This is a genomic window from uncultured Fibrobacter sp. (genome assembly GCF_900316465.1).
In the GTDB taxonomy this organism is placed as follows: Bacteria; Fibrobacterota; Fibrobacteria; order Fibrobacterales; family Fibrobacteraceae; genus Fibrobacter.
The window spans coordinates 13,022-33,826 of the sequence record NZ_ONDD01000022.1; the positions used below are offsets into that span (position 1 = coordinate 13,022).

Here is a 20,805-nt window from a genome sequence, read left to right on the forward strand (position 1 = left end):
CGTGAAATCTTGTGGTTATATAAAGAATGCTCCCAAGTGATATAATCTCGGGAGCAAAATTCTTTCTTTGATCTATTTATTTGCGCACTTGGAACACGCCCCTGTCGCCGACGCGCATCATGTAAGCGCCATCGCGGAGACCAGCCTTCATGCTATTCCAGGCTTCGCTTGTAGAGCTAGCCATTACATTTGCGGACTTGATCAGCTTGCCGTTCATGTCGAACACCTGGCAGCGAACCATTGCGGGGCCCGCGGCAAAGACCACATTCTGCAACAAACCGGTTGTACTCGAAGAACTTGATTCCGGTGTCTCGGAGCTAGAAGATTCCGTTGCCGTAGCACTCACGAACTTGATCCAGTCCACGTTAACGTAATCGGTATTGATGGTCAGGCGGAGCGTCTGCTTGCCTGCGGCCAGTTCCAATTCGCCCGCTTCGACTTCGGAATAAGTGTTCCAGTCGCCTTGCGAAGGAATTTCGGTTTGAACCTTCTTGTCGCCCACGGAAACCGTCACGCTAGATGCCGTCGAATTGCCCGTCGCACCGTTGATGACCACCTTGTACTTGCCGGCAGCCTTCACGTCGAGGGTGTATTCAAAGTAATCGTCTGCAGTGGTATAGCCGAGAGCGTAGCCGTCACCCGCCTTCACAATGCCAGCATCATCGCTGCGGTAGCCTGTTTCGTCACTCTTGCCATCAGCATCGCTGTAAGCGTAAGTATCGTAATTTTCGGCTTCGACCGTTCCCGGGATTTCAATCGCGCCCTTGAACGGCTTGACTTCAATCGGTTCACCAGAAACTTCAAGTTCGAGAGCCATAAATTCAATGGTATACGTGCCATCGGAATTCGGCTTGACTTCTTTGCCCTTCTGGCTCACGGTCTTGCCCTGGGCACCCTGAATCTTGACGCGCAGCGGCACGCTCTTGGGCATGTGCGCATGCGGAGAAGTCCACTTGACCGTAAACCCGGTCGAAGTGTTCGTCGAGGTCGCCTTATCGATAGTGAAGTGTGCGCGCAAGTAAGCGCCCACCGTCGAGAAACTTGCCACCCACAGATTCTTCTGCACGGCATATTCAATCAGCGTCTTGATGTCGGCTGCAGAAATAATATCCCAGTTGGCAGCGACACCATGGTTCAGCTGCACATGCCACTTGCTACCGCTGGCCGCCTGGTCCAGGCTTCCTTTAAAGCCGTTGACCGTACTGCCGTTTCCTTGCCAGTAATGAGAATCAATCTGCATCCAATCCGGTTCGGTGTCCCAGCTCGTAAGGCCGCCACCACCGCAACCGCGGCTAATAAAATGTTCCTGGTTAATCGCATTCTTGACCGTCGCGTTCTGGGCACAATACGGCGTCGCCAAAGAGGTCGCTTCAAGGCCCATGCTACGCAACTTCTGGGCAGCCCCGCTAATTTCAGAACCCGGGTTGCCTTCCTTGGTCAAATCCTTATGGTTCATCGTATGGTTGCCGATTTCGTGACCCTTCTTCGCATAATTCAAGTGCGGCTGCGAATTGGTCGAAAAGTCCATCGTGTTCGTGCAGACAAAGAACGTCACCGACACATCGGGCATATTGTCCAAGAAGGTCAGGTTCGTTGTCTGCGAATGCAAACCGTCGTCAAAGGTGAAAGTGGCGGCCCCTGGGTGACCGTTCCAAGGTACCGTGGTGATGGGTCCCGCAAATGCGGCAATGGCAGCAAGCGAAACCGCTACGCCAAGCGAGATCTTCAAACATTCCATACTATAAACTCCTTACCCGTAATCTAACCTTTTCCAAGGCAGAAAACCACCCCCCAGTTCCACAATTATGGATAATATGTCTATAAGTTTGTAAAGAAAAAGCCTGCAAGTGAGCATCGCAGCGGCAAACCATACAAAAAGCCCCCGGCTTTGAACCGAGGGCAATTTCTTAAGTAAGCGCGAAGCGATTACTTATACAAGGGATGCTTCTTGCAGAGAGCCACGATTTCTTCGCGGATCTTCTTGAGAGCAGCATCGTCGTCCTTAGCCTTGATAGCGCGGTCGATGATGCGGGCCACTTCGCGAGTGTCTTCTTCGTCGAAGCCACGAGTCGTGATAGCAGGCGTACCGAGACGGACACCGGACGGGTCCATCGGCTTGCGCGGATCAAACGGAATCGTAGAACGGCTGCAGGATATGCCGACCTTTTCCATGGCCACTTCGGCTTCCTTACCGGAAACACCCTGAGAAGTCATATCGACAACGATGAGGTGGTTGTCGGTACCGCCACTAATAACCCTGTAACCGAGCTTCTGCATTTCATCGGACATAGCCTGAGCGTTCTTGATAACATTCTTGGCGTAGGTCTGGAATTCCGGCTGCAGAGCTTCGAGGAATGCAACGGCCTTACCGGCGTTGATGTGGTCATGCGGACCACCCTGCATGCCCGGGAACACGCCCTTGTCGATTTCCTTAGCGAGGGAGACTTCCTTGAGTTCACCCTTCACCATCTTCTGGATGGTGCGGTCCTTGCACATGATGATAGCGGAACGCGGGCCACGGAGAGTCTTGTGGGTCGTGGTGGTCACGATGTCGAAGTACGGCACCGGAGAATCGATTGCCTTACCGGCGATGAGGCCAGCGACGTGAGAAATGTCAGCCATGGTAAGGGCGCCGACTTCGTCAGCGATTTCCTTGAAGCGCTTCCAGTCGAGGTTACGGCTGTAGGCAGAGAAACCGGCGAGGATCATCTTCGGCTTTTCGCGGAGGGCGATTTCGCGGACCTTGTCCATGTCGATGCGACCAGTTTCCTTATCGACTTCGTACTGCACGAAGTTGTAGAGCATGCCGGAGAAGTTCACCGGATGGCCGTGAGAAAGGTGTCCACCGTGGTCGAGCTTGAGGCCGAGGACCTTGTCGCCCGGTTTGAGGACGGCGAAGTACACGGCAGCGTTGGCCGGAGAACCGGACAGCGGCTGGATGTTCACGTGGTCACAACCAAAGAGCTTCTTGCAACGTTCGATGGCCAAAGCTTCCATCTTGTCGATCACTTCGTTACCACCGTAGTAGCGCTTGCCCACGTAGCCTTCGCTGTACTTGTTGGTCAGCACGGAGCCCATGGCTTCCATGACGGCCTTGGAGGTGTAGTTTTCGGAAGCGATGAGTTCGATGCCATATTCCTGGCGTTCGGCTTCTTCCTGGATGATGTTGTAGATTTCCGGATCGGTCTGTTGCAGTGTAGATTTGAGCATTTAGCTACTCCTTGGTATTTTGTACGCGAGCAAATATAGAAATTTCTATATTATTCCTGCAATGCCTGTTATCTTGTTTATTCTCTTTTTTGTACCTCTTGCTGCCTTTGCCCAGGATACTCCCGGCGCTTTCAAGATTGATTCTATCCAGTACAATATCGGTGACGCTTTTGACGATTCCAGGTACCACACCAAGTACGACAAGTGGGCGCTTGACCTGCTAAACTGGATTCATATCGAAACTCGCGAATCGACGGTCCGCAAATTGCTCCTTTTTAGCGAAGGCGACGTAGTGACCGACCTCCAGATCCAAGAAGCCGAACGATTCCTGCGCACACAGCGCTACCTTTCGGATGCAAGCATCAAGATTTCTAACGAAGACGGCAAAAATATCGCCACAGTCAAGACTAGCGACAACTGGACGCTCGCCGTTCCCACGACATTTGGCTTTTCAGGCAACCAGTGGAGCTACGACAATTTGAACTGGGGTATCGGCGTCCAAGAAAGCAACTTCCTGGGCCTCGGGCAAAAGCTCGGTTTCTACTTCGGGCACGACGAGTTCCGCGACATGTGGCAGGTAGAATACGGCGACCCGCACTTTTTGTTCCGCTACAACCATTTAGACTTTCTCTATAGCTACAATACCGACGGCTACCTTGCCTACGGAAAGATGTACATTCCCTTCCTCAGCAGAAGCCAGAACCAGTGGGCCTACACCATCGAGGGCTTGAAGAACAAGCGCAACGCCTATTTTTATGGTAGCGGAGAACTCCCGCCAGGCGCCACCGTGTACGACGCCCAAAAGAAATTTGGCGACAGCCCTATCTACAATCACAAGAAAGCCATGCTTGACTCGTTTCCGCTGTACAACGGCAACGAAGTCGTAAAGCTCATGACGGTCAAGGACTTTATTGACGACTCGCTCAGCTTTAGAATCAGCCGCTCCTTCGGCGGAACCTACCGCAAGCTCTACGTGGGCGCCACCTACGACTACCACTACACCACTGCAACCGAAGGCAAGCTTTACCGCTACGTATTCACCGACGGCGACACCACCTACGCCATCGATTCCGCCTCCGCCGTCAACGAATGGCTCCCCGAACAGAAAGATTCCCGCCTCGGCATGTACCTGACGTTCTCGAACATCCGCTACGAAAAGATCAAGAACTTCCACAACGCCAAGTGGACCGAAGACATCGAAAAGGGCTACTCGCTCAAGGCACAGATTTCCAAGAACTACGAACAGCTGGGTGCCGCCGATAACGACATTCGCCTCGACTTTTGGGCAGACTTGATGCTCGGATACTCCGTGCACCACCTCACGCTCAAATCCGAGATGAACTTCTACTTGGATCACGGCGAGCAGCACGACTACTACGGCAAACTTTCGGGCGAATACATTTTCCACCCGAACGAAAGATTCTCGACAGCGCTCACAGGCCTTGTCGACTTCTATGAAGACGCCCGCTACGGCAAGCAGCTTACTTTAGGCGGCGCCACCGGATTCGCCGGGTTCCCCACCGGATTCTACGCCGGCCAGGCCCGCGTATTCGCGAACTTGGAACAGCGCTACTTCACGAATTTCGAAATCGCAACGCTCATGCCCGTGTTCGCCCTCTTTGAAAGCGTCGGCGAAACCGCCTGGGACCTTTGGGATATCAACCGCAAGGATCTGGTCTACGTCGTCGGTTTCGGCATACGTTTTGCACAAACCAAGTCAATTAGCAGGCTCGTCAACAAGGTCGATGTAAGCATCCCGCTGAACGGTGTACGCAAGGCAGAACCGCACTATTCGATTATAACGACATACAACCTGTAATCATTCCTGTTCAAAATATTCAAAAGTGTGATTTTTCGCAAAAAAACGCATTTTTTTTGAGCAAACCTGTCTTTTCGACCTATTTTTTCGTATTTTAAGGGGTATGAATTTCGTTTCTAAAATTTTAGGTATTGCCGCCATTGCAGCGGTTGCGCCTTTTGCGCAGCTTGCTCCGGAACCCCAGATGGCCGATGTGAAGTTGATGCAGGATACCACCACCAACCAGCCCATGAAGATGGACTTTTCGAAGCCGCTTTCGGGCATTAGCGATCCGGGAATTCTGTTCAGCCAGTTTGCAAATAGGCCTCTCTTGATTTATTACTTCAGCCCCAAGTGCCCGCACTGCCAGCGCCACATTTCCGAGATCCAGGATCTGGTCAAGGAATACGAACCCAAGGGCTTAACCGGCATCGCCATCGGCCTCGGCGGCGGCATCAAGAAAAACGATATCCGCCTGTTTATCGACCAGTTCCACGTAGCGATTCCCGTATTCCAGGATAGCGACTACAAGTTCGGTCCCGCTTACGGCACAGGCTACATTCCGGTCGTATACGTAGTGCAGAAAGACGGAACCTTCTACCGCTACGAAACTTTGAACGAAGCCAACATGAACCACATGCGCGCAACGCTCAACAAGATGTTTAAATAGCAATTACCATTCAGAAAAAAAGCGCCTCAACAGGCGCCTTTTTTATTGTTATCCGCCCCGAGGAGGGGCGTTTTCAGTTTATATAATCGCGCCTTAGGCGCCACGCTTAGAACATCTTGCGGGTGTTCTTCTTGGCAGGGCCGCTGCTGCTCGGCTTGGGAGCAGAGCTTGCGCCCTTGTTGCTGAAGAGCGTGGCATCGTCGGCAGACTTGGTCTTGACTTCGAAGTGGTTACCGTCGCAGACCTCGGTCGGAGCGTAGCCTGCCGTGTAGAGGCAGTAAGTCTTTTCGGAGCAGAATTCACCAGCAATCTTACCCGTATGGTTGCAAATGCCCTTGCTTACGACACCGGCCGGAACCGGGAACGGCTTACGCGGCAAGTCCTTGTGCAACTGCTTCATGGTTGCAATCCATACCGGCAGGGCATCTTCGGTACCCGTATGGCCTGCGCCCAAGGTACCCGGGCTGTCGGAGCCGACCCACACGCCCATCGTGTATTGTTTGGTAAAGCCGATGTACCAGCAGTCGGTATAGTCGTTCGTAGTACCGGTCTTACCGCCACTCGGGTGCGTAAAGCCGTTTGCCCACACGCGAGCTGCCGTACCGCGAACATTCACGTCCTTGAGCATGTCGACCATCAAGTAGGCCGATGCCGGGCGCAACACTTCGTGTTCGACCTTGGAATTCTTTTCAATCACTTCGCCATTGCGGTCCACAATCGATTCGATCATGTAAGGCTCGATTCGGTTACCGCCGTTCGGGAACACCGTATAGGCCGACGTCATTTCCATAAGCGTTGCCCCCACGGAACCCAGCGCCAGGCTAGGCACGGCCATCAACGGGGCACGCACAATGCCGAACTTGCGGGCGTAGTTCACCACGTTGTTCAGGCCATACTTCATACCTGTCAAAATAGCCGGCAAGTTCTTGGACTTGTAAAGGGCGCGGCGGAGCGTCATCATGCCTTCGAAGTCATGTTCGAAGTTCGCTGGACGCCAAACCTTATTCTTGTCCTTGTCATCCGGATCAGGAATACTCACCGGCTGGTCGTTCACGGAGTCGCAGGGGCTTGCACCGTTGTCCATAGCCGTCGAATACACAATCGGCTTGAACGACGAGCCGGGCTGACGCAAAGACTGCACCGCACGGTTCCAGCGGGACTGGTTAAAGTCGGAACCGCCCACCATGGCACGGATGGCACCCGATTCGTTTTCGATCAAGATAGCCGCAATTTCAGGATGGTGATAAAGGATAGAGTCCGGGAAACGGCGCTTGTCTGCAGGGCGCTTCAAGTCGTCGGCCAGGTATTCCTTCTTAAAGAGCGTATAGACGCTATCGAAGTGAGCGACCACGCTATCTTCGGGCATGTTATACTTTTTAGTCAGGTACAGGCGGCGGGTGGCGCGGTACTTGACGCGGCGACGGACCTTTTCGACCTGCACGCGGGCTACGCTATCGGCGAATGCCTGAATATCCGGGTCAATCGTCGAGTTGATCGAGACGCCATCGGCATACAGAGAGTTTTCGCCGTACTTCTTTTCCATGTACTTGCGGATTTCTTCGTAGAAGTACAGGCCCGATTCGTTCGAAGTTTCCTTTTCGGCAAGCGTAATCGGGGTCTTGATATATTCGTGGTATTCGTCGTCGTTAATGTAGCCGGCATCGCGCATGGCATAAAGCACCGTATTGCGGCGTTCGAATGCGGCTTCCGGATGGCGGTCCGGGCGGTAAGCTTCCGGGCGCTGCAACATACCGGCGAGTACGGCAAGTTCCGGAATTGTAAGGCTGTCGAGCGGACGACCGAAGTAGAACTTACCTGCGGCCTGGAAACCGTAGTTACCGCCAGCGAGGTAGACTTCGTTCATGTAGAATTCAAGGATTTCTTCTTTCGTGTAAGTCTGTTCGATACGGATAGCCGTCATCATTTCCTTGATCTTACGCGATATCGTACGTTCCGGCGTGAGGAACAGGAGCTTGGTCAGCTGCTGGGTCAAGGTAGAGGCACCGCGGAGCTTTTTGCCCGACATGGCACTTTCCATAACGGCCGAGGGAATCGCCCACACGTTCATGCCCCAGTGATTATAGAAGGCTCGGTCTTCGGTGGCCATCACGGCGTGAATCGCATTTTCGGGAATCGAGTCAAAGCTCGTCCATTCACGGCGTTCCACAAAGTATTCGTGAGCAATCTTTCCGTTCATGTCATAGATATTCGTGACAAGTCTCGGATTGATCTGTTCCAGCTGCGAAAGCGAAGGCAGCTCCGGAGAGAAATGATTGTAGACGGCGATTACAGCAATAAAAGCCGCGAGCACGGGTACCGCAAAAATAATCAGCCACTTGACCACCTTGCGGTCAGTAAACCAGCTCTTCAAAGTGTTAAGAACCGAAAGTAATACGGGTTTGACTTTATCCATGGTCCAATACCGTTAAAAAATTTGGCCAAAAAGATAGTTATTGTAAGGCAATCCGATTACAAGACCCTCTTCAAAACCCCGCAAAAGCAGGGTAATCTGCCAACAAATCAAAAATTCTTAAAAAATTTTCAACAAAAACCCTTGACAACACCCGCGCTTTAAACTATCTTTGGGCCATCAATCAAGCGGATGTAGCCCAACTGGATAGAGCGTTTGGCTACGAACCAAAAGGCTCCAGGTTCGAGTCCTGGCACCCGCAGAAAAAAGGCGATTTGCGACTAGCAAGTCGTCTTTTTTTATCTGATAGAAATCAGGCGAGAAACTGGAGCCTTTGTGAGCAACAAAGCCCTCGGGTGTTAACCGAGGGCGGTTGCGAGAGCGAGGCGATATCACATTCTTGTTGATGCGATAGAGCCGAGCGGTCTTTTGTGAGCAAATGGGCCCGCCCATTTGCGAGAGGATGTGCCTCAACCGGCATTTTTGATATTAATTTGGCACATCCGGTCTATATATCGCTCCAGGTTCGAGTCCTGGCACCCGCAGAAAGAAAGGTCAATCGAAAGATTGACCTTTCTTGTCTTTATAGTCGAAGATCCTTTTTTGGAACCTATCGTCCCATCCCTCCAAAATCCGTAAAGACTGTTAACATCATTTTTCAAAGTTTGCAATCTATTGTTTGCACGCATCACCCCTTACGAATTCTAAACTTCATCATAGAGAGTGCTTGGTAGTCCACATTTCTTCTGAGGTGTTTTTTGTGGAATACAAAGACCATATATTAAACGAAGCTATCCGCCAAGTGTTCTTGGATTGCCGCCGTGAAAGCGGCCTCACCCAAAACATCGCGTCCCTACAGTCCAATATCACCCGACAATTTATTTCGCAGGTCGAGGTCGGCAAAAGAGTCCCCTCCATAACAACCCTAAGCGCACTCGCCAACGTCTACAACAAGTCGCTTTCGGAACTATTCAAAGAAGTTGACCGCCTTTACCCCCTTGTGGCAAATACGACCACAATTTTTGAAATTTCGGCAGATATTGCAGCCGAGACAAAAAGACGGATGTCCGAATACATCGAAACCGCCAAGAAAAGCAAGGACAGCGGACCGCCAAAGAAACACACGGCCCTATAGCGAAACTGCCGCCCAGACGCCAACAAGATAAGGCAATTAGGGGTATTTTACCCTTAACAAAAATGTATTTTTTTGCTATCTTTACCCCCCGATGGAATGGCCAAAGAACATAAAGACACTGACCGAGGACGAGCTTAAAGCTTGGCTCCGCGACCAGGATGAAAAGCCGTTCCGGGCTAGCCAAATTCAAAAATGGCTTTTTTGCCAACAGGTCAAAAGTTACGACGAAATGGGGAACATCTCCCCCGCCCTCCGCGAAAAGCTGGCCAACCAGTTCAGCCTCCGCGCCCTGACTGAAGAACAGCGCATGGAATCCGTGGATGGCACGGTCAAGTGGCTTTTCAAGACCCACGACGACCACCATATCGAAACCGTGATGATTCCCGCAAACGGCCGCTATTCCGTATGCGTTTCGACCCAGGTAGGCTGCGCCATGAATTGCGCCTTCTGCCGTACCGCCAAAATGGGCTTTACCAGAAACCTGGAAGCCGGCGAAATCCTGGAAGAAATCATCAACGTGAACTGGTACCTGAAAGAAGCCGGTTTCTTGAATGAAGAAGGCAAAACGGCCCAGGTTACCAATATCATCTTCATGGGCATGGGCGAACCGCTCAACAACCTGGAAAACGTTCACCGCGTCTGCTGCACGCTCCATAACCAGAGCCTGTTCAACATGGGTTCCAAGCGCATGACCGTGAGCACCAGCGGCGTCGTGCCCAAAATCAAGGAACTGGTGGACCGCAATACCCCCTGTTGCCTTGCCGTGAGCCTCAACAGCACGAACAACGAATACCGTTCGTCCGTGATGCCGGTAAACAAGACCTGGCCCATTGAAAAACTTTTGGAAGCGGTTGACGAATACATTCGTAGAACCGACAATTATGTAACGTTTGAATTTGTCCTGATTCAGGACATCACCTGCACCCCGAAGGCGGCCAAGGAGCTCATTCGCATTTGCGCCCCCCGCCGCGTGAAGGTAAACGCCATCGTCCTAAACGACGGCGACGACCCCACACTACACGCCCCTACGCCGGAACAGGTAGAAGACTTTTTGGCTATGGTTAGGGCAGCCGAAATTCAAATCACGATCCGCAACCCGCGCGGCCGCGACATTCTCGCCGCCTGCGGGCAGCTTGCGTACAAAAAGGAAGGTAAATAATGTTAACGCAGAACCTCCCGGATTTCTGGGATAATCTTTATGCCGAAGGCAAGGACTACTGGAATCTCAAGAAGGTGACGCCCGCTCTGACGGAATTTTTCAAGCACCCCTCTTGTCCCGCAACGGGCTCCGTTCTGGTTCCCGGTGCAGGCTTTGGCTACGACGCCGAAGCTTGGGCTTTGCGCGGTCACGACGTGCTGGCAGTCGACTTTGCCCCCTCTGCCGTCGATGAACTTGACCACTTGAGCCGCAAACACAAGAACCTGCGTTCTTTGGACCTCGACCTGTTCTCGCTTTCTCCCAAGGACGACAAGCGCGGCGGTCAGCTTTTCGACATCGTTTATGATTACTGCGCCTTCACGGCAATCCACCCGGGTCGCCGCGACGAATTCTTCGAAGTCTGCTACAAGATGATGAAGGATGACGGTCTGTTGATTCTCTTCTTGTACCCGCTCATGAACGGCAAGACTCTGCAGGGTCCGCCGCATGCCACCAGCGAAGGCGAACTCATGGCTCGTCTCGGCGGTGTGTTCGATGTCGTCGAACGCATCAAGCCCACAAACAGCATCGCCGGTCGCGAAGGCAAGGAAGAGATTTGGCTTCTGAAGAAGTGCCTGTAAGCCTCTTCGCGAAACGCACTAATTTAAAGGCGAGCGGAATTCAACCGCTCGTTTTTTTTCTACCTTTTTACCAAATTTTTAACGCGGCCAAGCCGCTTCAACGAAGACACAAGGATTAAGTTATGGCTAAAGATTTATGCCCCTGCGGTTCCGGTAAGGAATACTGCGAATGTTGCGAACCGATCATCAAGCAGAAGGCCCTCGCTGCAAGCCCCGAAGCCCTGATGCGTTCCCGCTACACCGCTTACGTGAAGCAGGAAATCGGCTGGCTCAAGGAATCCCTCGAAGCCACCCAGCGTAGCGACTTCGACGAACCGAGCGTGACCGCTTGGAGCAAGGATTCCGAATGGCTCGGCATCGAAATCAAGCAGACCAAGACCGAAGAAGAAAAGAACATCGGTTGGGTCGAATTCATCGCTCGTTTCAAGCAGGGCAACATCACCCGTAACCACCACGAACTCGGCGAGTTCCACAAGGTGGGTGGCGCATGGTTCTTCTACGATGGTCGTGCCGTGAAGCAGGAAACTGTCCGTCACGAAGGTCCGGTCGTTGGTCGTAACGATCCGTGCCCGTGCGGTTCCGGCAAGAAGTACAAGAAGTGCTGCGGCGCTAACAAGTAATTTTCAGTCCAACAACCAACAACTAATCATTAAGCAAATGTTCAAAGTTTTCGTAGATGGTGAAGCAGGTACCACTGGCCTGCAGATTTATGAGAGACTCGCAAAGCGTAACGACATCGAAGTATTGCGCATTTCTCCCGAACTCCGCAAAGACATTAACGAACGCAAGCGACTCATCAACGAGTCCGACGTGACGTTCCTGTGCCTGCCCGATGCTGCGGCTGTCGAAAGCGCAGCCCTCTGCGAAAATCCGAACACCCGCGTGATTGATGCATCGACCGCACACCGCGTAAACCCCGACTGGACATACGGGATGCCGGAACTTTCGGCCGCCCAGCGCGAAGCCATTGCCAAGAGCAAGCGCATCGCGAACCCCGGTTGCCATGCTTCGGGCTTTATTCTCGGTGTACATCCGCTGGTTGCCGCAGGCATTTTGCCGAAGAGCGCAAACCTTGCCGCCTACAGCATCACCGGTTATTCCGGCGGCGGCAAGAAGCTGATAGCCGAATACGAAGAAGCTGCAGCCATGGAACACAAGGCCGGTGAATCGAAGGCAATCATGGCGCCCGCCCCGTACGCGCTTGCACTTGCACACAAGCACCTCCCCGAAATGAAGAAGTACTGCGAACTCGAAAACACGCCGTTCTTCAACCCGGTGCTTGGCCCTTATTACAAGGGCATGGCGGTCACCGTCGCCATCTTTGCAAATGAACTCACCAAGAAGGTCGGTCCCGAGGGCCTCACCGAAATCTTGGCAAAGCATTACGAAGGTTCCCGTTTTGTGAAGGTGATGCCCTATGAAGCAGCCCCCGTGCTGTTCAACGGCCGCCTTGACGCCACCGTCTGCAACGATACGAACAACGCCCGCATCCAGGTGTTCGGCAACGAAACCGTGATGCAGGTGACGACTATTATCGACAACCTCGGCAAGGGCGCAAGTGGTGCAGCCATTCAGAACATGAATATCGCGCTCGGCCTCGACGAAGGAATTAGCCTTTAATGTTCCTAGACGAAAAATCAATTGAAGTTCGCTCCGGTAAGGGCGGCGATGGCATTTGCAGTTTCCACCGCGAAAAGTTCGTACCCCTCGGCGGTCCCGATGGCGGTGACGGCGGTCGCGGCGGTCACGTGATTCTGCAGGTGAACGAACAGTTCTCTACCCTGCTTGACATGGGTAACGCTCGCCTCTATAAGGCTCAAAGCGGACAGCCCGGCGGCGCCAAGCGCTGCACCGGTCGTAGCGCCGAAGACCTGATCGTGGACGTTCCGCGCGGCACCATCGTGAAGGATGCCGAAGGTCGCATTCTCGCTGACCTTACCGAACCCGGCCAAAAGTGGATTGCAGCTCGCGGCGGCAAGGGCGGCATGGGCAACCAGCATTTTGCAACGCCTGCCAACCAGGCTCCACGCAAGTGCACGCCCGGCGAAAAGGGCGAAAAGCGCGAACTCTTCCTGGAACTGAAGCTTATGGCAGACGTGGGCCTCGTCGGATTCCCGAACGCAGGCAAGTCCAGCCTCGTGAACAAGATTTCGAGCGGCCGCCCGAAAGTCGGCGACTACCCGTTTACCACTCTCGAACCGGTGCTCGGCATTGTGCAGCTGAACGGCCACAGCTTTGTAGTTGCAGATATTCCGGGTTTGCTCGAAGGCGCCAGCGAAGGCAAGGGCCTCGGCCACCAGTTCTTGAAGCATATCGAACGTACGCACACGCTCCTGTTCGTAATTGACGGCTTTGCCGAAAACGCCTACGAGCAGTTCTCTGTCCTTAAGGAAGAACTCAAGGCTTTCCACCCGAAGCTTGCGAAGAAGCCTTACGTGATCGCTTTGAACAAGAGCGACCTCGGCATCGACGAAGCCATCAAGCAGTTCAAGGCTCACAAGGAAAGCGTCATTGTAACCTCTGCCGTGACTGGCGACGGTTGCAAAGAACTCACCTTGGCTCTGGACGAAGCGGTGCCCCACGTGCAAAAGAAGAAGGTCGGCTGGGAAAGCAAGAGCTTTGCCGCCGGCAAGACTAGCGACAGCAAGAGCACCGCTAAAAAGAGCGGCTCCAAAACCGCAACCAAGACGGGTGCTGCGAAAAAGATTGCCAGCGCAAAAAGCACTGGCGCAAAATCCGGCTGGAGCAAGAAGAAGGCTTAACGAATGGCGAAAAAAGAACAGAGTACGCCGGTCATCGTAAACCGTAAAGCAAACCACCTCTACTTCGTCGACGAGACGTTTGAGGTGGGCATCATGCTGATCGGTTCGGAAGTGAAATCTATCCGCGATGGCAAGTGCACTTTGGGCGAAGCGTGGATTGACATCGACGAGACCAAGAACGAAATCTGGCTCGTAGGTGCGCATATCGACGAATACCTTTTCGCCAACCGCTTCAACCACTTTCCGGCAAGGCGTCGCAAGCTCTTGGCCCATGTGCACGAAATCGCCAAGATGCGCAAGGCCAAGGAGCAAAAGGGATGCACGCTCATTCCCTTGAAGCTCTACTTCAAGAACCGCCGCGCCAAACTCGAAATGGGAATCTGCCGCGGTAAAGACCAGCGCGACAAGCGTCAGGATATCATCAACCGCGACGCAAAACTTGAAATGGCCCGCGCGGCAAAGGCTCACAAATAATGAAGGCTTTTGTTTGGCATATACTTGTCTGCTTCGCTCTCGCAGTCTCTGCCTGGGCCGCAAACACAGTCGATGCCGAACAACTCGCTAAAGAAATCAAGGCCAGTTTCCACTGGTTCCCGGTTCAAAAGACCTTCATTCTTGCAGGCGAAAGCGACACTCTCAAATTCGCTATCGGCCTCCCCTTCGTAAATACGCACGGCAAATCTGTCGAAATCAAGCATGCACCCGAAATCTCGGGCAGCCACATTCTCTTGGATTCCGCAGACGTTGCCACATTAACCCATACAGACAAGACCCAGGCGGCAACGCCAGCTAGCAGCAGTTCTATTGCGGCAGCCAAGATCTCATCGTCCTCCGTAAAAGTCGCCGCCGCGCCCGCAGCTGCAGCAGTTCCCGCAAAGGCAACGCCAGTCGCCACGCCGAAAAATGAAACCGCCGGCACCCGCGAAGTCAAGACCATCGTGATCGACCCCGGCCACGGCGGCAAGGATACCGGCGCCCAGGGCAAGAATTCCAACGAAAAAGACATCGTGCTCGCCGTCGGCAAACTCCTGAAAAAGGAACTCGAAAAAGAAGGCTTCAAGGTCAAAATGACCCGCGACAAGGACGTGTTCATCGAACTCGGCGAACGCGCCAACCTCGCAAACCAATGGGACGGCGACCTGTTCATCAGCCTTCACTGTAACGCTATCGACGCAAGCCCCGAGCGCAAAAAGCAAATCAAAGGCTACCACGTGTACGTGCTCCGCGCCCCCGAAAGCGAAGAAGACAAGGCCATTGCCCGCCGCGAAAACAAGGTGGCCACGCTCTATGGTGAAAAGAACGCCAAAGAAGAACTTTCTCCACTCGAATGGTTCAAGCTCGAAGCCCGTTTGGAAAAATACAAGCAGAACAGCTACATGTTCACCGAACAGATGCTCAAGGCATTTGACGACGGCAAAATCAAGCGCCAGGGTGGTGGCGTCGGCGGCGCCGGATTCATGGTGCTCGTAGGCGCATTAATGCCCGCCGTGCTCTTTGAAATCGGCTTCATCAGCAACCCCGAAGAAGAAGCCTACATGATCACAAGCAAGGCTCAGGCAGACATCGCTGCACGCATTTCAAAGGCCGTCAGCAGCTACAAGGAAGCTGTCCATAACTACCGCGAAACTCTTGGTCGCCAATAAAAATCGGAAGCAAATAAACAAACTTCAAAAAGAAAAGGCAGCCATTTCGGCTGCCTTCATCAGCTGGATTTTTTATTGTCGGTAAACGCGCTCCTTCTCGACGCGAACACCGCTCGCTGAATTTTTCTTGGCCGACTGACCATTCACCAGGTACGGTTTGCGGTCCACATTGGGCTCAACCTTCTTACGCATAGGCTTCGCGACAACAGAAGGCGGATCCACAGGTTTTCCCTCCGGTAATTCGCCCGTATACATCGGAATTTTGCTAAAGGTAGCTGTTCCGTCATCCTGGAAAATACATTGATGCGCAAAATAGGCCGGAATGCCTGTTTCCGTTTCATCCCAATTATTCATAGAACTATTATACACCGTTATATATTGGCAAAGGGCGTAATATGTAGAATCTTTTCTATAGACAAAGTAGTTCGTATCATTTGCAGACGAACCACGTTTCTCGGAAAACTTATAGGATTCAAGCAAATCAGACCCATAATAAGTAATCTCTGCAAAAGCAGTCGTATCGTTCAAGTCTAGGGCAGTTCCCGCTTTTAAGCCATCGACTCGAGCAACGTTCCAAAATGATTGGTCATAATCAAAGAAGTTCCAATGATATAGATAATACCCACAGCCCCCAAACATAAAACCACATACACAAGATTCATCCACCTGCCAATACGTGATGTCCTCGACGATAGCAACACCAGGTTCTATCACAACAAGGCTGTCTTTAGAAAAGCCCCATTTAGTATAACCATAAGTTGGTTCATGCACTTCATGACGGGTTAGGTTTATCACCAAGGACTGTTCCCATTCCTTGGCCTGGGCGGTACCAAGTCCAAGCAACAGCCCGAGAGCCATGGTGCATGCGAGCAAACTCTTTTGCTTATTCATAATAACTCCTCCTTTTTTTTACAAATATATACATAATTTATCTTAAATACTTTTTGGGGGATTTGTTTTCCCAATAAATTCATTGACATCTAATCAACGCAAAAAAAAACCGACTGCTTTTAGCAATCGGCTTTTTGAATCTTAAATTCTTAGACTTACTACGGACGCTTACGCCTTCGGCTTCAGCGTCTGTCCTTCGGCTCGGTCATGCCGGCAAGCAAACTTGCCGTCGCGACACTCGCCTTACGGACTACTCAGCGTCCATATCGGCTTCGTCGATTTCGGCGTTGTGGTAAACGTCCTGAACGTCGTCGTGGTCTTCGAACTTGTCAATGAGTTTGAGGAGCTTCTGGGCATCTTCGTGACCGAGCTTCACCGGGTCGTTAGCGACGTAGGTGATTTCAGCGCTCATCATTTCGATACCGGCTGCTTCGAGAGCCTTGGACACGGCGTCGAAAGCTTCCGGAGAAGTGGAGATTTCATGCACGCCGTCTTCGGTGGACATGTCTTCGGCACCGGCTTCGAGAACGAGGTCCATGACCTTGTCTTCCGGATACTTTTCAGCGTCAACGATGATCACACCCTTGTAGGTGAAAGCCCAAGAAACGGAACCGGATTCGCCCATGGCGCCGTTGTTCTTGTTGAAGATGTTGCGGATTTCGGCAACGGTACGAACCTTGTTGTCGGTCAGGCACTGCACCATGATGGCAATGCCACCCGGGCCGCGTCCTTCGTACAGCGGTTCCGTCATTTCGGTACCGGAGTTGGCACCCGTACCCTTGGCAATGGCGCTTTCGATGTTCTTGGTCGGCAAGCTCTGGCTCTTGGACTTAAGAATAGCGGCACGCAGACGCGGGTTTGCGTCGGGGTTTCCGCCGCCGAGCTTAGCGGCGATAGAAATTTCCTTGATAAGCTTGTTCCAAGCCTTGGCGCGAGCAACGTCAGTCTTGGCTTTCTTGCGTTTGGTGGTGGCCCATTTGGAGTGACCGGACATAGATTACCTCTAATTGGTTTTAGTTAAAAAATTACTTGTTCTTGAGCTGGCAGCGACGCTTTTCCTTGATGGAGAGACCAGGATCATCGCATTCATCGCCAGAAACCTTTTTCTTCTTTTTCTTCTTGGTCGGAGCAGGCTGTTCGTCTTCATCGACTCGACGCTTGCGCTTGTTCATCGTCGCTTCTTCTTCGGCGTCGACTTTTTTTTTCTTTTTCTTCTTCGGAGCTACTTCGTCGTCGCTAGCCTCTACACGGCGCTTGCGAGTCGTAATGGTAGCCTCTTCATCGGGCTTCTTTTCGCCCTTCTTCTGCAAAGCGCGGAGCTTCGCCTTGTCGAGCGGATCGGCAGAAGCCTTGGTGATATCCTTGTCGTACTTACCGCCCCACACGTTACCGAGCAGGGAACCGGATTCCAAGGCATCCTTCAGAATGCCCATTGCCCATTCGTCATTTGCCGGCGGCAAAAGCTTGAAGCGCAAGTTACGAATCCTGGTCGGTTCGTCTTCAAAGAACAGCATCATGTCGAAGAAACCCACCTGGTATTCCTTGTTGTCAGAGCCAACGGCCGTCGAAGGAACATAGGCAAGCATTGCATAGACATCGCCATCGAAAAGGCCAGTAATCAAGGCATCGCCGTCACCGCCCGGGGCCTGCACTTCACCGTCAGCCTGGAAAGCCCACGGAGCGACATCCACCGTCAAGCGGAATTTGTGATAGCCCTTATCGGCCTTTTTCAGCTTGAGCAGGGCACCCGAAAAAGCCTGGAACTCAGGCTTCAGCGTTTGCGCCGAACAAACCGCGACAAAAACCAAACAAAGCAACACTATAAGTTTTTTCATAGGATCCTCCCTTGAAAGACTTATTAATTCTTAAAGAACAGAGCCTTGGCAGCCTCGAACATCGGGTCCTTTTCATCCGGGTTGCGGCATTCCGTATAGATACGAACCTTCGGTTCGGTACCGGACGGACGCACCAGCATCCAGGAGTCATCGTCGAAGATCACCTTCACGCCGTCGAGCGTGAGGAGCTGCTTCACGGTCTTTTCGTTGTTACCGACCATGACCTTTGCACCCGGCTGGGCGATCGTGGCGATAGCGTCAACCTTGGCCTTGAGCGGAGCGCCAACGAGGGACTTGTCCACTTCGAAACCGGAACGGGTCGGGTAGAAGCGGCCATATTCTTCGTACAGGGCATCCAGGTATTCACCGAGGTTCTTGCCGGTGACAGCCATGATTTCAAGAGCGATGAGGAGGCCGAACTGGGCATCCTTTTCAAGCGTGTTGTTCAGGCCGGAAATACCGTCGGATTCTTCGAAAGCCACGAGAGCCTTCTGCTTGGCGTTGCGGGAGAGCCAGGGGCGGAAGTTCTTGAAGCCCACCGGAGTTTCCATCACAGGCACGCCGAGCTTTTCGGCAATGATGTTCACAAAGTTAGAAGTAGCGACGGACTTAGCCACGCAGCCCTGTTCCTTGCGCCAGGTAGCCATGTAGTGGAAAGCGATAGCACCGAACTGGTTCATATCGATTTCGCGGGTGCCGTCGTAGAAACGGATACGGTCACCATCCGGGTCGAAGATTGCGCCCAGGCGGAACCAGCTCTTGCTTTCGTCGAGGACCTTGCGGACCTTTTCGAGGTTCTTGCTGGACGGTTCCGGAGCGATACCGCCGAACAGGGAGTCGTCTTCGTTACGGAGCGTAATCAGGCATTCCGGATTGTCGAGGAGAGCGGCCGGACGGCGACGGGTAGAACCATGCACGTGGTCGCACACGAGAGTCAGGCGCCCCTTCTTGATGAAGTCCTTGATGCGGTCGAACTTGATGGTGCCCTGCTTGACCAAGAATTCCTTGTAAATCTTGAGGGAGTCGATCAATTCCCAGTCGACCTTGCCCACCGGTTCAAACTTCCAGGTGGCCATCATTTCGTTGCTGAGCTTGGTGATCACGTTCGTGATTTCCGGACCGGCAGGACCGCCGTCAGCCGGGTTGAACTTGATACCGTTGTAGTGGCTCGGGTTGTGGCTCGGAGTCATGTTGATGGAGCAGGCGGCACCGAGCATTTCGATGCAGGCGCTGAATTCCGGAGTCGGCATTTCGCCACCGTAGTAGACCTTCACGCCGGCCTTGGCGAACTGGTCTGCCACAGCTTCGCAGAATTCGTGACCGAGCAAACGGTTGTCGTGACCCACGACCACGCCGCGCTTCTGGAGTTCGGCAAAATCCTTCACGCCGAGAGCTTCGAAAAGTTCCGGTGTGGCTTCCTTATAGAGGCGCACGATAGCGGCACCCACGACCTGCAGATTGCGGAGGGTGAATTCAGAACCGATTTCGCCGCGCCAACCGGACGTACCAAAGCTAACCTTGGCGGGTTCCTGGGAGGTCAGGGCGACCTGTTTCACCTGTTCGACCAGGCCCATATCGGTAGCCGGGTTGAATTCGGGGGACTGAATCTTTTTCCAAATCTGGGTAATGTTTTCCATAAGGGATCCTTTTGTGATTTTTTCGCGAGAAATTTAGTAAAAATTGCGTTTTCGCAAGAGCCTTTCTGCATATTTACAGCACATTAAAACACTATTGAGGCAACACAAACGGCCTTGACGCAAATTCGTATTCTATTACATTTCAATGTTTTACATTTATTGTGCGACAAAACACCCAAGCAAGCAATTTCTACATTCCGTCCCAGCGTATAATTTGTACGTAATGCTTCACAACCGAGTTGTTTCAATCAAACAGCCGCTCTTTTCTCTCGTCAAATTCCTTTGACCTCTCGTCTAATACTATATTTTGGCCACTATGCAGATTACTAACGCTTCTCAACTTACTGGTGTTTTCCCCGCGTTGTTCACTCCGCTCAAGAACGACGATCCCAAGAACCTTCGCAACTCCATCGACTACAAGAAGATGGGTCAGATGATCGACGACGTGATCGCTAACGGCGCAAGTGGCGTGCTCCCCGCCGTGACCACGGGTCAGAGTGCGACTGTTTCTCCGCAGCAGCACCTGGATGTTATCAAGTTTACGCTCGACTATGTGGATGGCCGCGTGCCCGTGATTGCCGGTGCCGGTTCCAACTGCACTCGCGAATCTATCGAAATGATCGAAAACGTTCAGAAGATTGCCCCGGTGGCAGTCCTCTGCGTGACAGGCTACTACAACAACCCGCCGCAGGAAGGCCTCCTGAAGCACTACCGTACGCTCAGCAGCGAAACGGGTGCCAAGATCGTGATTTACAACGTTCCGGGCCGTACCTCCAGCTACGTGCACCCCGACACCTTGATTGAACTTGCCGAAGACAAGAACATCATCGGTCTGAAGCAGGCTGTCGAATTCGGCTTTGGCGAAAAGTTCCACGAAGACACGATGCGCGTGATCAAGGAAACGAAGGGCAAGGACTTCGCCGTGATGAGCGGTGAAGATGGTCTCTTCGCAGACTTGCTCGAAATGGGCGGCACGGGCCTCATCAGCGCTTCGGGCAACATTCCTGAAGCAACGAAGACCTTTGTCGATCTCTA

At 52.7% G+C, this 20,805-nt stretch carries 18 protein-coding genes and 1 tRNA gene; 12 read left to right on the forward strand and 7 right to left on the reverse strand.

The window, feature by feature from the left end:
- Nucleotides 1-76: 76 nt before the first annotated feature.
- On the reverse strand, nucleotides 77-1,738 hold the full coding sequence (locus tag QZN53_RS09710; protein ID WP_163438772.1) for a carbohydrate-binding protein: 1,662 nt from the start codon (nucleotides 1,736-1,738) through the stop codon (nucleotides 77-79).
- A gap of 188 nt (nucleotides 1,739-1,926) precedes the next feature.
- Nucleotides 1,927-3,210, reverse strand: coding sequence for a serine hydroxymethyltransferase (gene glyA / locus QZN53_RS09715; protein WP_163438773.1), 1,284 nt, complete (start codon nucleotides 3,208-3,210; stop codon nucleotides 1,927-1,929).
- Nucleotides 3,211-3,271: 61 nt separating this feature from the next.
- On the opposite strand from glyA, the gene QZN53_RS09720 reads away from it, so the two are divergent.
- Together QZN53_RS09720 and QZN53_RS09725 are read left to right on the forward strand one after the other, a co-directional pair.
- Nucleotides 3,272-5,029 carry a hypothetical protein gene (locus tag QZN53_RS09720; RefSeq protein ID WP_163438774.1) on the forward strand — a complete coding sequence of 586 codons (1,758 nt, stop codon included), beginning with the start codon at nucleotides 3,272-3,274 and terminating at the stop codon, nucleotides 5,027-5,029.
- A 103-nt stretch (nucleotides 5,030-5,132) separates the two neighbouring features.
- Entirely contained in the window at nucleotides 5,133-5,678 is a 546-nt protein-coding gene (locus tag QZN53_RS09725; protein ID WP_163438775.1) for a TlpA disulfide reductase family protein, read from the forward strand.
- Nucleotides 5,679-5,784: 106 nt separating this feature from the next.
- On the opposite strand, the gene QZN53_RS09730 is transcribed toward QZN53_RS09725, so the two are convergent.
- Nucleotides 5,785-8,091, reverse strand: coding sequence for a penicillin-binding protein 1A (locus QZN53_RS09730; protein WP_163438776.1), 2,307 nt, complete (start codon nucleotides 8,089-8,091; stop codon nucleotides 5,785-5,787).
- Between the two features lie 185 nt (nucleotides 8,092-8,276).
- Here QZN53_RS09730 and QZN53_RS09735 point away from each other — a divergent pair.
- The 9 genes from QZN53_RS09735 (at nucleotide 8,277) to QZN53_RS09775 (ending at nucleotide 15,407) form a co-directional block, all read left to right on the forward strand.
- Nucleotides 8,277-8,350: transfer RNA gene (locus QZN53_RS09735), tRNA-Arg, on the forward strand.
- A gap of 498 nt (nucleotides 8,351-8,848) precedes the next feature.
- Nucleotides 8,849-9,223, forward strand: a complete 375-nt coding sequence (locus QZN53_RS09740) for a helix-turn-helix domain-containing protein (RefSeq protein ID WP_163438777.1) — start codon at nucleotides 8,849-8,851, stop codon at nucleotides 9,221-9,223.
- A gap of 91 nt (nucleotides 9,224-9,314) precedes the next feature.
- Nucleotides 9,315-10,382, forward strand: a complete 1,068-nt coding sequence (gene rlmN / locus QZN53_RS09745) for a 23S rRNA (adenine(2503)-C(2))-methyltransferase RlmN (protein WP_163438778.1) — start codon at nucleotides 9,315-9,317, stop codon at nucleotides 10,380-10,382.
- Entirely contained in the window at nucleotides 10,382-11,002 is a 621-nt protein-coding gene (locus QZN53_RS09750; RefSeq protein WP_163438779.1) for a methyltransferase, read from the forward strand. Before rlmN ends, QZN53_RS09750 begins: the two co-directional genes overlap by 1 nt.
- 122 nt (nucleotides 11,003-11,124) lie before the next feature.
- Nucleotides 11,125-11,622, forward strand: coding sequence for a YchJ family protein (locus QZN53_RS09755; RefSeq protein WP_163438780.1), 498 nt, complete (start codon nucleotides 11,125-11,127; stop codon nucleotides 11,620-11,622).
- Between the two features lie 37 nt (nucleotides 11,623-11,659).
- Complete coding sequence (gene argC, locus QZN53_RS09760) at nucleotides 11,660-12,622, forward strand: N-acetyl-gamma-glutamyl-phosphate reductase (protein WP_163438781.1); 963 nt, start codon at nucleotides 11,660-11,662, stop codon at nucleotides 12,620-12,622.
- On the forward strand, nucleotides 12,622-13,764 hold the full coding sequence (obgE, locus tag QZN53_RS09765) for a GTPase ObgE (RefSeq protein WP_163438782.1): 1,143 nt from the start codon (nucleotides 12,622-12,624) through the stop codon (nucleotides 13,762-13,764). The genes argC and obgE overlap by 1 nt, the downstream gene beginning before the upstream one ends.
- A gap of 3 nt (nucleotides 13,765-13,767) precedes the next feature.
- Complete coding sequence (smpB, locus tag QZN53_RS09770) at nucleotides 13,768-14,238, forward strand: SsrA-binding protein SmpB (protein ID WP_163438783.1); 471 nt, start codon at nucleotides 13,768-13,770, stop codon at nucleotides 14,236-14,238.
- Nucleotides 14,238-15,407 carry an N-acetylmuramoyl-L-alanine amidase gene (locus QZN53_RS09775; RefSeq protein ID WP_163438784.1) on the forward strand — a complete coding sequence of 390 codons (1,170 nt, stop codon included), beginning with the start codon at nucleotides 14,238-14,240 and terminating at the stop codon, nucleotides 15,405-15,407. The genes smpB and QZN53_RS09775 overlap by 1 nt, the downstream gene beginning before the upstream one ends.
- A 72-nt stretch (nucleotides 15,408-15,479) precedes the next feature.
- On the opposite strand, the gene QZN53_RS09780 is transcribed toward QZN53_RS09775, so the two are convergent.
- The 4 genes from QZN53_RS09780 to QZN53_RS09795 form a co-directional block, all read right to left on the reverse strand.
- Nucleotides 15,480-16,298: a hypothetical protein gene (locus QZN53_RS09780; protein WP_163438785.1), complete on the reverse strand. Its 819-nt coding sequence runs from the start codon at nucleotides 16,296-16,298 to the stop codon at nucleotides 15,480-15,482.
- A 250-nt stretch (nucleotides 16,299-16,548) separates the two neighbouring features.
- On the reverse strand, nucleotides 16,549-17,292 hold the full coding sequence (locus QZN53_RS09785) for a YebC/PmpR family DNA-binding transcriptional regulator (RefSeq protein ID WP_163438786.1): 744 nt from the start codon (nucleotides 17,290-17,292) through the stop codon (nucleotides 16,549-16,551).
- A gap of 31 nt (nucleotides 17,293-17,323) precedes the next feature.
- Nucleotides 17,324-18,133: a hypothetical protein gene (locus tag QZN53_RS09790; protein ID WP_163438787.1), complete on the reverse strand. Its 810-nt coding sequence runs from the start codon at nucleotides 18,131-18,133 to the stop codon at nucleotides 17,324-17,326.
- A 23-nt stretch (nucleotides 18,134-18,156) separates the two neighbouring features.
- Entirely contained in the window at nucleotides 18,157-19,770 is a 1,614-nt protein-coding gene (locus QZN53_RS09795) for a phosphomannomutase (RefSeq protein WP_294652790.1), read from the reverse strand.
- A 316-nt stretch (nucleotides 19,771-20,086) separates the two neighbouring features.
- Between QZN53_RS09795 and QZN53_RS09800 the strand changes: the two genes are divergently transcribed.
- On the forward strand, nucleotides 20,087-20,805 hold a 719-nt coding region (locus QZN53_RS09800), incomplete at its 3' end, for a dihydrodipicolinate synthase family protein (protein WP_163438788.1).

Bases quoted from the DNA above. Each gene is read 5' to 3' on its own strand.
- QZN53_RS09785 (WP_163438786.1), bottom strand. From the start codon at position 17,292: ATGTCCGGTCACTCCAAATGGGCCACCACCAAACGCAAGAAAGCCAAG.
- QZN53_RS09775 (WP_163438784.1), top strand. From the start codon at position 14,238: ATGAAGGCTTTTGTTTGGCATATACTTGTCTGCTTCGCTCTCGCAGTC.
- QZN53_RS09755 (WP_163438780.1), top strand. From the start codon at position 11,125: ATGGCTAAAGATTTATGCCCCTGCGGTTCCGGTAAGGAATACTGCGAA.
- QZN53_RS09710 (WP_163438772.1), bottom strand. From the start codon at position 1,738: ATGGAATGTTTGAAGATCTCGCTTGGCGTAGCGGTTTCGCTTGCTGCC.
- rlmN (WP_163438778.1), top strand. From the start codon at position 9,315: ATGGAATGGCCAAAGAACATAAAGACACTGACCGAGGACGAGCTTAAA.
- QZN53_RS09795 (WP_294652790.1), bottom strand. From the start codon at position 19,770: ATGGAAAACATTACCCAGATTTGGAAAAAGATTCAGTCCCCCGAATTC.
- QZN53_RS09750 (WP_163438779.1), top strand. From the start codon at position 10,382: ATGTTAACGCAGAACCTCCCGGATTTCTGGGATAATCTTTATGCCGAA.
- QZN53_RS09780 (WP_163438785.1), bottom strand. From the start codon at position 16,298: ATGAATAAGCAAAAGAGTTTGCTCGCATGCACCATGGCTCTCGGGCTG.
- smpB (WP_163438783.1), top strand. From the start codon at position 13,768: ATGGCGAAAAAAGAACAGAGTACGCCGGTCATCGTAAACCGTAAAGCA.
- argC (WP_163438781.1), top strand. From the start codon at position 11,660: ATGTTCAAAGTTTTCGTAGATGGTGAAGCAGGTACCACTGGCCTGCAG.
- QZN53_RS09720 (WP_163438774.1), top strand. From the start codon at position 3,272: ATGCCTGTTATCTTGTTTATTCTCTTTTTTGTACCTCTTGCTGCCTTT.
- QZN53_RS09730 (WP_163438776.1), bottom strand. From the start codon at position 8,091: ATGGATAAAGTCAAACCCGTATTACTTTCGGTTCTTAACACTTTGAAG.
- QZN53_RS09790 (WP_163438787.1), bottom strand. From the start codon at position 18,133: ATGAAAAAACTTATAGTGTTGCTTTGTTTGGTTTTTGTCGCGGTTTGT.
- obgE (WP_163438782.1), top strand. From the start codon at position 12,622: ATGTTCCTAGACGAAAAATCAATTGAAGTTCGCTCCGGTAAGGGCGGC.
- QZN53_RS09725 (WP_163438775.1), top strand. From the start codon at position 5,133: ATGAATTTCGTTTCTAAAATTTTAGGTATTGCCGCCATTGCAGCGGTT.
- glyA (WP_163438773.1), bottom strand. From the start codon at position 3,210: ATGCTCAAATCTACACTGCAACAGACCGATCCGGAAATCTACAACATC.